The organism is Nocardiopsis trehalosi NBRC 14201, from assembly GCF_001552555.1.
In the GTDB taxonomy this organism is placed as follows: domain Bacteria; phylum Actinomycetota; class Actinomycetes; order Streptosporangiales; family Streptosporangiaceae; genus Nocardiopsis_B; species Nocardiopsis_B trehalosi.
On the sequence record NZ_BCRK01000053.1, the window covers coordinates 20,333 to 32,926 of the forward strand.

Genomic DNA, 12,594 nt, shown 5'->3' on the forward strand with positions numbered 1-12,594 from the left:
CCCGCGCCGCCCGCCGCACGGGTGTGCCGGTGCGCCGATGTGCCGAGATGTGACCGGCGGAGCACCCCCGGGCCCGGGTTGATCCCGTACCGGCGGGTATCACGTCCGGTATCACGGCCCGACCGCACCACGCGCCCCACGCGGGAGCGGGGCGGTGCGGGCGTCGGAACGAGGGAGGCATACCCATGAACAGCACGCCGGACGTCCGCTGGGTGGTCGTCGGGGTGGACGGTTCCGACTCCAGCCGGTACGCGCTCGAATGGTCCGCCAACCAGGCGGCCATCCGCGGGCTGGGGGTGCGCATCGTGACGGCGATCTGGCCGCCGGAGTCGGAGGGGGCGTTCGCCGACGTCGTGCGGCGCGACGACGACCCCGCCCCGCGCCGGCAGGAGGCCCGGGCCCTGCTCGACTACGCCCACGACTGGATCGGGCGGCTCTACCCGGAGCTGGCGGTCGCGACCCACGTCGCCGACACCCGGCCGACCGAGGCGCTGCTCACCGAGGCCGGCAGGCCCGACACCGCGGCCGTCGTCGTGGGGTCGCGCGGCCTGGGCGGGCTGGCCAGCGCCTTCGTCGGCTCCATCGGGGTGGAGCTGGCCGCGAAGTCGCCGGTGCCGGTGGTGGTGCTGCCCAAGAAGCACGAGTCCGCGCACGGGGTGAAGGGGCGGATCGTCGTCGGCGTCGACGGGTCGGAGACCAGCCGGCGGGCGGTCGACTTCGCGTTCGCCCAGGCGGCGGTCACCGGGACCGACCTGGTGGCGGTGTGCGCGTGGCAGCCCATGGCGGCGTTCGCGTCGTCCATGGGGCCGGTGCCGCCCGAAGCCTTTGACGACGACGCGGTGGCCGCCGCCGCCCGCCGCACCGCCGAGGCCGAGCTGGCGGAGGCCCGCGTCCGCCACGCCGACGTCGCGGTGGAGCTGAAGACGGTGCGCGCCCACCCGGTGGTGGCGCTGCTGGAGGAGAGCACCCCGGCCGACCTGGTGGTCGTCGGCTCGCGCGGCCGGGGCGGGTTCACGGGGCTGCTGCTGGGCTCGGTCAGCCAATCGGTCCTGCACGGTGCGCACGGCCCGGTGGCCGTCGTCCACTAGGGCCGGTATTGCGCCTGGTCCGGCCGGGGCCCACCGCCCGTCCTCGGACAGCGACCGACGACCGCCATGGACGCCCCCGGTACCAGGGGCGCGCCGGTCAGCCCGCGACCAGCAGCGGGAGGAGGTAGATGACCGAGAAGGCCTCATAGACCGCGCCGATGACGAGGAGCGCCAGCGCGGGCAGGCTCAGCCAACCGACCTGGCGCAGCCCGTGGAGGTAGCCCTGACGGCGGTTGCGGACGCCGGCCGTCCCGGGGCGCAGCCAGGCCTTCCCGAGCAGGTGGACGCCGAGCATGAGGAGGACGTAGGCCTGGAGCTCGATGAGGATCGTCAGCGAGTGCGGGATCATCGACATCCCCACGCCCTCGTTCACCGGGGCGAGGGTCACGCCGACGATGAACGCCTGGTAGGCGAAAACGGGTATGCCGGCGAAGGGCACGATCATCGAGGGCAGCAGAATGGTCAGCAGGCCGGCCCTCAGCACGTTGTTCGCGAGGATGACCAGCATGAACAGCCAGACGTTCTCCAGCAGCGCCGCCACCATATCCGCTGTCCCGTCCTCCTCCAGGGAAGCGATCCGTGTGGTGTTCAGCTCGGGGAAGACCAGCGCCGCCCCCATACCGATGAGCAGCAGGCCGTACACGATCGCGTTCAACACCAGGTAGACGCGCATGTTCGCGCGAATGATCTGAAAGGGTCTGCGAAGCTTTCGCACGTGTCCTTCTCCATGGTCGAGTCGGCTCATGAGCCGATGGGCTTCTGATACTCGGAATTCCGCCACCGGAATGGCCGCCTTGCCGCAACAGCACGCCGAAGTACGCACGATCACGCGGTGCGCAGCGGTGCGGTCGGCGGTGAGGAAGGCGAGACGCGTGTCGAATGCGGCTCGCCACCACCCAAGGCCATGCCCTCGGGGCAGAGTCAAGGGCAGCGCACAGAAGCGGACGACGGGAGCGGAAACGCTTGACCCTGCCCCCGGGGCAGGGTGTGGAGTGGGTGCGAGCGCACGAAGCAGGGCTATTAGCGGTCGCGGCGGCAGAGGAGGTGGCGCATGGCGTGGAGCACTCGGCAGCTCGCCGAACTCGCCGGCACGACGGTGAAGGCCGTCCGGTACTACCACCAGATCGGGCTGCTCGACGTGCCGGAGCGAACAGCGAACGGATACAAGCGGTACGAGGTCGCCCACCTGATCCGTCTGCTGCAGATCAAGCGGTTGAGTGATCTGGGTGTCCCGCTGTCGGAGGTGGCGTCGATGGGACGCGCGGACGAGGACCCGGACGAGGCGATCCGCGCGGTGGACGCGGAACTGGAGGCGACGATCGCCCGACTCAACCGCGTGCGGGCGGAGCTGGCGGTCATTCTGCGTCACCGCGCACCGGCGTACTCCCCGCCCGTGCTCGCTCCGATCTTCCGCGACCTCTCCGACCGGCAGCGGTCGTTGCTGACGGTCTGCTCGGCCGTCCTCAGCGAGGAGTCCATAGAGGAGTTCCTCGACCTGCTGGACGAACCCGACGACGCGGAACGGGAGGCGGAGCAGGCGTTCGAGGAGCTGCCCCCGGACGCGGACGCCGCCGCGATCGAAGGCGTCGCCGCGCGTCTGGTGCCGATCGCCCTCGCGACGCGCGAGAAGAGCCCGTGGGCGCGGGGCTCGGCGGCGGACGCGCCAGGTGGTGCCGAGCAGGGCGCACAGACGGTGACCGAGGCCTTGGCGCAGCTGTACAACCCCGCACAGCTGCGCGTGCTGAAGCGGGTGCGCGCCCTCGTCGAACAGTCCTGAACCACCACCGGCGGTACCCGTCCGCCGCCGAGAACCCCCAACGGGTACCGGCCCCGCGTGCGGGGCCCGGCGATCGGGGCGCCATCGGGGGAGGGAACGGGCCGGCCGTTCCCGCCGCCCGCGCGCCGCTCAGCGGGCGGTCGCGGTGACTCTGTCGGTCCCGTCCGGCACACTGCGACGGTATGGCCCACGTCGCGCTGTTCCACTCCATCCTCGGCCTGCGCCCGGTCGAACTCCACGCGGCCGAGCGGCTGCGCCGCGCCGGGCACCGGGTCACCGCCCCCGACCTGTTCGGCGGCGAGACCGCACGGACGCTCGATGCCGGGTTCGCGCTGCTCGACCGCATCGGTTGGGAGACCGTGGTCGAGCGCGCCCGGCGGTCGCTCGCGGGCCTGCCGGGGGCGACCGTGCTCGCGGGGGTGTCCATGGGAGTGGGCGTCGTCACCGACCTCTGGCCCGAGCGCCCCGACACGGCGGGGGTCGTCCTGATGCACGCCGTCGCCGATCCGCCCGCATCCCTCCGCCCGGGGCTCGGCGTCCAGGTGCACGCTGCCGATCCGGACGACGCGTTCGTCCCGGCCGAGCGGGTCGCCGCCCTGGCCGCGGCGGCGCGGGCGGCGGGCGCCGACCTGGAGGTCTTCCGCTACCCGGGGGCCGGCCACTTCTTCACCGACCGCGACCTGCCCGACCACGACCCCGCCGCCGCCGCGCTGGCCTGGCGGCGGGTCCTGGCCTTTCTCGACCGGGTCTCCGACGCTGACGGCGACGCCGACGCCGACGCCGACGCCGACGCCGACGCCGACGCCGACGGCGGAGACGGGTCGGCGCGAGCGCGGTGACGGGGCCGGTCCCGCCTCCGGCCTCAGGGCAGGGACAGGAAGCGGGCGATCTCGGCCGCAACGGGGGCGGGGTCGACCGACGGCGCGAAGTGCGTCTGGCCGGGGAACGCCGTGTGCGTGGCGCGGGGCAGCGCGGCCGCGAGCCGGCCGAGGGTCTCGGGCATCGGCTGCCAGGTGTCGGCGCCGCCCATGACCAGGGTGGGGGCGGTGACGGCGGACCACCGCCGCACGTCGGCCGTGTCGGCGGCCATCGATTCGAGGTCGCGGCACCAGCCGGGCGCGTCGGTGGGGGCGTCGGCGGGCTCGTCGTCGGCCGGCGCGGCCGCGTCCATGAGGTCCAGCATCGGCGCCGGGACGCGGGCCACCCGCTCCGCCAGGAGCCGGTCGGCCCGCCGCCGGTCGCCGCGCTCGGTCAGGGCCGTGAACTCGGCCAGGACCCGGTCCATCTCCGGGCCCGCCGCGTACAGCGGGGGCTCCCACAGCACCAGCGAGCGGACCGGCAGCCCGGCCGCTGCGGCGTGCAGGGCGACGGTGGCGCCGTAGGACAGGCCGGCCAGGTGCACGGGGCGGCCGATCCGGTCGATGAGCACCCGGAGGTCGCCCACCTCGTCGGCGTAGCGCTTCGGGGACCGGCCGGGGCCGCTCGGGGCGTAGCCGCGCCGGGCGGGGAGCCACAGCTCGAACCGGTCGGTGAGGAGTTCGGCCACCGGCAGCCAGGAGTGCAGCCCGCCGCCGGACCCGTGCACCAGGACGACCGGCGGCCCGGAACCGAACCGCCGGTAGCCGATGGGGGTGCCGTCGAAGGACGCGAACGAGGCGGGGGCGCCGGGGGGTTCCGGCCGGTCCGTGGTGTTCGGCATGCCGCGACCCTCCCACGGCCGCCCGGCGCCATGCCAGCGGTTTTCCGCTGGTGAGAGGGGCCGTCCGGGCGGGGCGGTCCCCGCTGGGGGCGCGTCCGGGTGGCGGCGGGACGGGTGGGAGGCGCGCGAGGGCCGCTCTCGGCTACTATCTTCCTAGGAAGTAATCTTCTGGGAAGTGGCCTTCGCGGCCGAGGGGAGCCCACCGTGACCACCGCCGTCCCGCAGCCGCCGGTCGACCGGCCGCAGGCGCCCATCCTCTACTTCGGCCACGGCGCCCCGCCGCTCGCCGACGACCGCACCTGGACCGGCCAGTTCGCCGCGTGGGCCCGCGACCTCGGGCGCCCGCGCGCCGTGCTCATCGTCTCGGCCCACTGGGAGGCCGCGCCCGTCACCATCGGCGCCACCGAGACCGTGCCGCTGGTCTACGACTTCTGGGGCTTCCCCGACCGCTACTACGACGTCGTCTACCCCGCCCCCGGTGCCCCCGGGCTCGCCGCCGAGGTGCGCGCGCTCCTCGCGGGCGGCCCCGTTCCGGTGGCCGACGCCCCCGACCGGGGGCTCGACCACGGCGCCTACGTCCCGCTCAAGGAGATGTACCCCGGCGCCGACGTCCCGGTGCTGCAGATCTCCATGCCCACCCTCGACCCGCGCGCCCTCTACGACCTGGGCCGCCGCCTCGCCCCGCTGCGCGAACAGGGCGTGCTCATCATGGGTAGCGGCTTCCTCACCCACAACCTGTCCTGCGTCGACTTCTCCCTGGGCACCGACGCCGTCCCGCCCGCGTGGTCGGCCGAGTTCGACGACTGGGCCGCCGGCGCCGCCCGCACCGGCGACGTCGACGCCCTCCTCGACTGGCGCACCAAGGGCCCCGCCGCGCACATCGCCCACCCGCGCAGCGAGCACCTCGCCCCGCTGTTCGTCGCCCTCGGCGCCGCCCACGCCACCGGCGAGACCGCGACCAGCGTCATCGACGGCTTCTGGTACGGCCTGGCCAAGCGCGCCCTCCAGTTCGACTAGCCCCGCGCGGGGCGCGGGAGGCCGGGCCGGGACGGGGACACAACCGGGCTCCGGCGCGCCACAACCGCCGGTTGTGCGGGCCTAAGGTGACCCGGTGGACACCGAGGCAGTGCGCACGTTCGTCCGGGCGGCCGAACTCGGGCGGCTGCGGCACGCGGCCGCCGAACTGGGCGTGACCCAGCAAGCCGCCTCCAAGCGGATCGCCGCCCTGGAGCGCGAGCTGGGAGTCCGCCTGTTCGCCCGCACCCCCCGAGGGGTCGAGCCGACACCCGACGGCCAGGCGTTCCTCCCGCACGCGCGGACCATCGTCGCGGGCGCCGAACGCGCCCTCGCCGCCGTCCGGCCGGGGGCCCGGGCGCTCCGCGTCGACGTGCTCGGGCGGCGGAGCGCGCAGGCCGCCGTCCTGCACGACTACTGGCGGGCGCACCCCGGGACCGCCCTCGACGTGGTGACCCTGCGGGCCGAGGACCCGCGCGCGGCGGCCGCCGCCGTCGCGGCGGGCGACGTCGACGCCTCCTTCCGCACCGTGACCGACCCGGGCGCGCTGCCGGCCGGTGTGCGGATGGTGCCCGCGTTCGACGCGCCCCTCGAACTCCTCGTCGGCCCGAGGCACCCCCTGGCCGCCGCGCGCGGGCTGACACCCGCGCGGCTGCGCGGGCACCGCATCTGGGTGCCGGGCATCGCGCCCCGCAGCGAATGGGCGGATTTCTACGACCAGCTCGCCGGGGCGTTCGACCTGCGTATCGACGCGGCGGGCCCGCACTTCGGCGACGAGGTCCTCCAGGACACCCTCGCGGACTCCCCGGACACCGCCACCCTGGTCGGGGCGCGCGACCGCTACACGTGGCCGGCAGGCCACGACCTGCGCCGCATCCCGATCACGGGGCCCGCCCTCATCTACCCGGTCTCCCTCCTGCTGCCCGCGGCGGAGCCGCACCCCGGGTTGCGGGGCATCCTCGCCCACCTCGCCGGCCTGCCGAGGGCGCCCGAGCCGGCCTGGCTGCCGTCGTGGGCGGCGGTGCCGCGCGGCGGCGGCCATGCGGGCGCCCGCGCGCACCTGCGCGGGTGACGCCGTCGGCCGCCCGCCACGGCCCCACGGTGCCTGCGTTCGGGCGCACGCCACGGGGCCACGGGCCCACCCCTCCCCCTACCTCCACGAAGGGATCGCGGCATGTCCGACGACCGCCTCATGCGCATCCGCAGCGCCGAGTTCCAGGCCATGGCCGACCGGGTCCTGCGGGTCACCGAGCTGACCTCCCGGCTGAACGCCCTGCCCTTCGAGGACGACGCGGGCAGGGCGGAGCTGTTCGCCCGCATCCTCGGCCGGCCGCTCCCGGCGCGCACCACGGTCTACCCGCCCTTCTACACCGACCACGGCCTGCGCCTGGACCTCGCCGAGCGCGTCTTCATCAACCAGAACTGCACGTTCCTGGACTACGCCGGTATACGGCTCGGTGAGCGCGTGATGGTCGGGCCCAAGGCCACGTTCATCACCGTCGGCCACCCTGTCGACCCGGGGGAGCGGCGGGAGTGGCTGAGCGGCGGGCCCATCGAGGTCGCGGAGAACGTGTGGATCGGCGCGGGCGCCACGATCCTCCCCGGCGTCAGTATCGGCCGCGACGCCGTTGTCGCGGCCGGGGCGGTCGTCGCCGACGACGTCCCGCCCGCCACCCTGGTGACCGGCCCCAAGGCCGCCGTCCGCCGGCGGTGGTGAGGGCGGCGGCGGGCGCGGCAGGTCAGGGCGCGTCGGCGGCCGCCATCAGCTGCAGGATGTCACCGATGATCGTGCCCGCGGCCATCGCGGTGATCTCGCTGGGGTCCAGGTGCGGCGCGACCTCGGCCATGTCGCCGCCCACGACGTTCAGGCCCCTCATGTGCCGCAGCACCTCGCGCACGTACCCGGTCGAGGGGCCCCCGGGCACCGGTGTGCCTGTCCCCGGCGCGTAGGCGGGGTCCAGGCAGTCGATGTCGAAGGTGATGTAGACGGGCGCGTCGCCGGCGTTGGCCGTGATGCGCTCGGCGACCCGGCGCGGGTCCAGGTAGAACGCCTCGTGCGCGTAGAGGATGTCGTAGCCGTTCTCGTTGGGCATGTCGGTGCGGATGAACGCCTGCGTGGAGCGCGAGGCGTCGACGCTGCCCTCGGCGGCGAGGTCGTGGGCGAAGGTGCCGTGGAAGATGTCGCGGCCGCCGTTGCCGCTGAGCGAGTCCTGGTGGCTGTCGAAGTGCACCAGCGCCAGCGGCCCGTGGTGGCGCCGGGCCGCCCGCACCGGCCCGTAGGGAACGGTGTGGTCCCCGCCCAGGGTGAACAGGCGCGCCCCGGCCGCGAAGACGCGGTCGGCGTGCTCCTGGGACTGGCCGATCATGGTGGCGATCGCGTCGGGGCCGACGCTCATCCCCACGTCGCCGTAGTCGATCACGCGCTTGGTGTCGGTCACGTCGGTCGGCCAGGGGTGGTGGAAGTTGCCGGTGTGCAGGGACAGGCGGCGGATCTCCTGCGCCCCGAACCGGGCGCCCGGCCGGTTGCTCGTGCCGCAGTCGAACGGCACTCCCATCACGGCGATGTCGACGCCGTCGAGATCGCGGGTGTGCTCGGTGCGCCAGAAGGTCGGAAGTCCGGCGAAGGGGAGGTAGTCGCTGTAACCGCTTGCCATGGCTCTCCTCGCTGTGGTCCCCCAGCATGGGGCGGGCCGGTGGAGTGCCGCTCGACACCCGCGCCCGGCTTGCTCCCATCGTCGCCGCCCGAGGCCGGACGCGCCGGTAGGGCGGAGCCGTGTCGCGGCGGGCGCGTATCGCCACTGGTAGACGGGTGCGCGGGCACACGGTGCGCGGTGCGCGGGTACGCGGTGCGCGGTGCGCGGCGTCCGGGCGGGCCGGCTACGCCGCCACGATGCGCTCCACCAGCTCTGGTGTCCATTCCACGTACTCGACCTCCGCGCCACCGCGGTGGCGCGCGTACAGGAACCGGCCGGTGGGGCCGGCGGTCTCCGGTGCGGTGATCTCGGCGCCGGCGGCCGCGAGCACCCGGGTCAGGGCATCGAGGTCGTCGACGACGACGGTGGCACTGGCGTGGGAGTAGCGGGCCCGCTCGGCGGGCGGGCCCGCGATGACGAGGAAGTCGCCGATCGCCGCGAGTTCGATGGAGCCGAAGGCGAAGCGGAGATCGGGCTCCGCGCCGGTCAGCTCCCGCAGCAGTGCCAGCGACGCGTCGACCTCGTCGGCCCACAGGCGTGCGTACGTCTTCAGGATGGTCATGGCGCGTCCTCACGGTCACTTGTGGATACCCGGGCACCGTAGGAGAGTGTGCGGGTCGGCGGGAAGTACGCACTTCTGCGAGAGAAGGGCACCTGGTGGTTACCGAAGAGGTCGGACGCCGTTCGGAGGACGCCGATGTGACGCGCGCCTACTCGCCGGAGAATTCCGACGTCACGCGCGCCGACTCGTCGGAGGACCCCCAACGTGACGCGCCCCGACTCGCCGGGGACCCTGACGTGACGCGTGCCCACTCGCCGGAGGACGCCGATGTCACGCGTGCCGACTCGTCGGGGCATGCCGATGTCACGCGCGCCCGCTCGCCGGAGGACGCCGACGTGACGCGCCCTCGTCCGCCGGGGGACCTTGACGTGACGCGTGCCGACTCGTCGGGGGATGCCGATGTCACGCGCGCCCGCTCGTCGGAGGACGCCGATGTCACGCGTGCCGACTCGCCGGGGGATGCCGATGTCACGCGCGCCCGCTCGCCGGAGGACGCCGACGTGACGCGCGCCCACTCCCTCGCGCGGGAGATCTTCTCCGGCATCGCCAACAAGTGGACGCTGCTGGTGGTCAGCGTCCTCGGTGAACGCACCCTGCGCTTCACGCGGCTCCGCGCCGAGGTGGAGGGCATTAGCCACAAGATGCTCACCCAGACGCTGCGCGGCCTCGAACGCGACGGGCTCGTCCAGCGCACCGTCTACCCCACCGTGCCACCGCGCGTCGAGTACGCGCTCACGGACGCGGGGCAGGAGCTGCGGCGCACCGTCTACGGCATGTGCGCGTGGACCCGCCACCACCTGAACCACATCGAGACGTCCCGCGAACGCTTCGACCGAGCAGCGCAAACCCCGCCCGCCCCCGTCCCCAGCCGACCGACGCCGCCCTACCACTGAGGGCGGGAACCGCGCGCTCGTGACCACCCCGTGCACAGGGGGCGGGAATCGCGCGCTCCCGCGATCGCCCCTTCCCCGGCGGGCGTGGGCACATCCGCCGCCAGGGCCGACCGGTCGGCCCCGGCGAGCGTGGGCCGACCGGCCCATCCCGTCGAGCGGGTGCCGAGGCTGCGCGGCCGCACCGTCGCCAGCCGACCGGCGCCACGCCCCGCCGTTGAGGGTGGGAGTCGCGCGCTCGCGTCACCGTGCCCCGCCCGTCCCCTGCGGGCGTGAGCGCGGCCGTCGTCGGGGCCGGCCGGTCGGTCCCGACGAGCGTGGGCCGAGGGCGGCCGAGGGCCGACCACGCCTCGGCCCCCGGTCGCCTCCGCGTCGGGGCTCGGGGCGTGCGGTGGCGCCGCCCGTCCCGACCACCTGCCGCGCCGGGCCGGGGGCGCGGCCCCGCCCCCGCCCCCCGCCGCCCCTGACCGGTCGGGCCCACGGGTGCAGGGCGTCCCCGCGCGGACGGTCTGCGGGCGCGGGCGGTTCCCCGGCGCGGCGCATCGGCCGCCACCGGCCATCCCCGGAACCGCCACCCGGCCCGTTGGCGTCGATACGGACACCTGCGCACGGTGATCCGACAACGACCGAACGTGATCTTGCTGTACGTGGAGGCGCCTCCGATGCCGCTGCCCCGTTCGCTGCCCACCTCCCTCAAGACCGTCCGCACCCTGCTCTACGTCGCCGTCGCGGCGACCGGCCTCCAGGCGGTCGGCGTCCTCCTCATCCCCGGGCCGACGCCCGAGATCCTCGCCGCCCTCACCCTGGTGGCGCTGCCCGGCGCCGCCGCGCTCGCGCTGGCCCTGCGCCTGCCGCGCGGACGGCGCCCTCTCTTCGTCGCGCTGCTCGCCTTCCAGGCGTGGCTGCTGCTGACGGCGCTCGCCCGCATCGGCCTCGGCGAGCCCCAGGGCTTCCTCAACCTGGTGCTGCCCGTCGCGGTCCTCGTGTTCCTCCTGCGCCCGTCGTCCCGGGCCTTCCTCACCTCCTGACCGACCTCCACGGCCGCCCGCCCGCCCCCAGCGCTAGGTGATCCCGTGCTCCGTCGCATCCACCACCCCGACCGCGGCGCCTCCATGACCGAGTACGCCGCCGTGATCCTGCTCGTCGCCGCCATCCTCGCCACCGTGCTCCAGGGCGGGATCGGCGGGCGCGTCTCCGACCTGATCGAACGCTCCATCGCGAGCGTCGGCGGCGACCCGGCCGCCGCCCCCTCCGACGGTCCGCCGGAGGACCGGAACGCGGCCGACGGCCCGCCCGCCGATCCGCCGTCCGACACCGGCGCCCCCACACCCGACACCGGCGCCCCCACACCCGGCGCCGACGGCCCGCCCACCGGGCAGTCCCCGGCGGACGGCACCGGCGACGGCGCCGACACGGAGGCCCCGCCTCCCGGAACCGGTCGGCCCTACGGGCACCCGTCGATGGGCGCCCCGCTGATGTACCAGCAGGTCGCCAACGCCAATCCGCCCGGCGGCGGCCCCATCGCCCCCGGCCCCACGGACCTCGAACCCATGGGGGAGATCAACGAGGACGACCCCGGGTGGGAGCGCTTCCTCGACGCCCTCTACGACGGGGCCCGCGACGACATCGGCGGCGCGTTCGAAGGGCTGGGATCGCTGTTCACCGACCCCGTCGAGACCTTCACCGGTGCGTGGGACGCCATCCGCGACGACCCGTGGGGACTGCTCTTCAGCCAGGAACTCCGCGACGCGTGGAACCGGGGCGACTGGCCCGCCTTCTTCGGCCGGGGACTCTGGGACGGGGGCAGCCTCGTCGCGGGCGGCAGCGGCGCGATCGCCAAGTTCCTGCGCGCCCTGGGCCGGGGCGCCGACGCCGACCGGCCGTCCTCGTCCGGGAACGGGGACGACTCCGGCGACCAGGACAACGGGACGGGCACCGATCCCGACAAGCCCCCGGACCGGAACGAGTCGTGCCCGCCGGGTAACAGCTTCGCCCCCGGCACGCCCGTCCTGCTGGCCGATGGCACCACCGCCCCGATCGAGGACGTCGCCGTGGGCGACGCGGTGCTGGCCTTCGACCCGCTGACCGGCGAGGAAGGACCGCGCGAGGTCACCGCCACCATCACCGGGCAGGGCGCCAAGACCCTGGTCGACCTCGACCTCGACCTCGACCTCGACCTCGGCGTCACCGGCACCGACGGCACCACCGCCACCCTCACGGCCACCGACGAGCACCCGTTCTGGGTCCCCGACCGCGCCGCCTGGGTCGACGCCATCGACCTGGCCCCCGGCACCTGGCTGCGCACCTCCGCCGGCACCTGGGCCCAGGTTACCGCCGTCGACGTCCGCGAGACCGACGCCCAGCGCGTCCACAACCTCACCATCGCCGACCTGCACACGTACTACGTCGCCCCCGCCGGGGCGGCCGTCCTCGTCCACAACTCCGGCGGCGAATCCGGAGACCAGCTCCAGCCGGGCGAGTGCGCGAGCAACGGGCAGCGGAGGGTCCCGGACGACAGCCACCTGCCCGAGGCGTCGGAACTCATTGCGGAGGGGCAGGAGTGGCAGACCCCACCGGGGTCCCGGCGCGGACGGGCGCGCAACAACATGCCGATGCAGGGCGGCCCGCCGAGTACGACGGTCTACAAGCGCAACCCCGCCACCGGGGACGTCAGCAACTACATTGTGTACGACGCGAACGGCAACGCCATCAAGCGCGTCGACCTCGAAGGCGCGGCCCACGGCGGGGTGCCGACGCCGCACGTCGTCTACTACGAGCACAACTCGCCTCGGCCCGGAGTCGTCTTCGTGAAGGAGCAGCGCATGGTCCGCCCCGCGCGACCGGACGAGATCCCGTGACCGCTGATCCGCT

General features: G+C 74.7%; 13 protein-coding genes. 9 read left to right on the top strand and 4 right to left on the bottom strand.

Annotated elements, in window-relative coordinates; translation table 11 throughout:
• Positions 1-185 precede the first annotated feature (185 nt).
• Positions 186-1,088, top strand: coding sequence for a universal stress protein (locus tag NT8_RS12105; RefSeq protein WP_067967875.1), 903 nt, complete (start codon positions 186-188; stop codon positions 1,086-1,088).
• A gap of 97 nt (positions 1,089-1,185) precedes the next feature.
• On the opposite strand, the gene NT8_RS12110 is transcribed toward NT8_RS12105, so the two are convergent.
• A complete protein-coding gene (locus NT8_RS12110; protein ID WP_067967878.1) occupies positions 1,186-1,803 on the bottom strand; it encodes a stage II sporulation protein M in 618 nt (205 codons plus the stop codon).
• A gap of 336 nt (positions 1,804-2,139) precedes the next feature.
• Here NT8_RS12110 and NT8_RS12115 point away from each other — a divergent pair, with 336 nt between their 5' ends.
• Both NT8_RS12115 and NT8_RS12120 read left to right on the top strand, forming a co-directional pair.
• On the top strand, positions 2,140-2,865 hold the full coding sequence (locus NT8_RS12115) for a helix-turn-helix domain-containing protein (RefSeq protein WP_067967880.1): 726 nt from the start codon (positions 2,140-2,142) through the stop codon (positions 2,863-2,865).
• 182 nt (positions 2,866-3,047) lie between these two features.
• Positions 3,048-3,704 (top strand): dienelactone hydrolase family protein, encoded by a 657-nt coding sequence (locus NT8_RS12120; RefSeq protein WP_084468865.1) that lies wholly within the window; start codon positions 3,048-3,050, stop codon positions 3,702-3,704.
• Positions 3,705-3,727: 23 nt separating this feature from the next.
• On the opposite strand, the gene NT8_RS12125 is transcribed toward NT8_RS12120, so the two are convergent.
• Entirely contained in the window at positions 3,728-4,564 is an 837-nt protein-coding gene (locus NT8_RS12125; RefSeq protein WP_067967883.1) for an alpha/beta fold hydrolase, read from the bottom strand.
• A 204-nt stretch (positions 4,565-4,768) separates the two neighbouring features.
• On the opposite strand from NT8_RS12125, the gene NT8_RS12130 reads away from it, so the two are divergent.
• The 3 genes from NT8_RS12130 (at position 4,769) to NT8_RS12140 (ending at position 7,295) form a co-directional block, all read left to right on the top strand.
• The gene (locus NT8_RS12130) at positions 4,769-5,581 is read left to right on the top strand and encodes a dioxygenase family protein (protein WP_067967884.1); all 813 of its coding nucleotides are present in this window, start codon (positions 4,769-4,771) and stop codon (positions 5,579-5,581) included.
• Positions 5,582-5,675: 94 nt separating this feature from the next.
• Complete coding sequence (locus NT8_RS12135; RefSeq protein WP_067967887.1) at positions 5,676-6,650, top strand: LysR family transcriptional regulator; 975 nt, start codon at positions 5,676-5,678, stop codon at positions 6,648-6,650.
• A gap of 102 nt (positions 6,651-6,752) precedes the next feature.
• Positions 6,753-7,295: a DapH/DapD/GlmU-related protein gene (locus NT8_RS12140; protein ID WP_067967890.1), complete on the top strand. Its 543-nt coding sequence runs from the start codon at positions 6,753-6,755 to the stop codon at positions 7,293-7,295.
• Between the two features lie 22 nt (positions 7,296-7,317).
• On the opposite strand, the gene speB is transcribed toward NT8_RS12140, so the two are convergent.
• Together speB and NT8_RS12150 are read right to left on the bottom strand one after the other, a co-directional pair.
• Positions 7,318-8,232, bottom strand: a complete 915-nt coding sequence (gene speB, locus NT8_RS12145; protein ID WP_067967893.1) for an agmatinase — start codon at positions 8,230-8,232, stop codon at positions 7,318-7,320.
• Positions 8,233-8,455: 223 nt separating this feature from the next.
• Positions 8,456-8,833: a VOC family protein gene (locus NT8_RS12150; RefSeq protein ID WP_067967896.1), complete on the bottom strand. Its 378-nt coding sequence runs from the start codon at positions 8,831-8,833 to the stop codon at positions 8,456-8,458.
• Between the two features lie 500 nt (positions 8,834-9,333).
• Between NT8_RS12150 and NT8_RS12155 the strand changes: the two genes are divergently transcribed.
• The 3 genes from NT8_RS12155 (at position 9,334) to NT8_RS12165 (ending at position 12,581) form a co-directional block, all read left to right on the top strand.
• On the top strand, positions 9,334-9,726 hold the full coding sequence (locus NT8_RS12155) for a winged helix-turn-helix transcriptional regulator (RefSeq protein ID WP_067967908.1): 393 nt from the start codon (positions 9,334-9,336) through the stop codon (positions 9,724-9,726).
• 629 nt (positions 9,727-10,355) lie between these two features.
• Positions 10,356-10,751, top strand: coding sequence for a hypothetical protein (locus tag NT8_RS12160; RefSeq protein ID WP_245646138.1), 396 nt, complete (start codon positions 10,356-10,358; stop codon positions 10,749-10,751).
• Between the two features lie 45 nt (positions 10,752-10,796).
• Positions 10,797-12,581, top strand: coding sequence for a polymorphic toxin-type HINT domain-containing protein (locus NT8_RS12165; RefSeq protein ID WP_067967899.1), 1,785 nt, complete (start codon positions 10,797-10,799; stop codon positions 12,579-12,581).
• Positions 12,582-12,594: the final 13 nt, after the last annotated feature.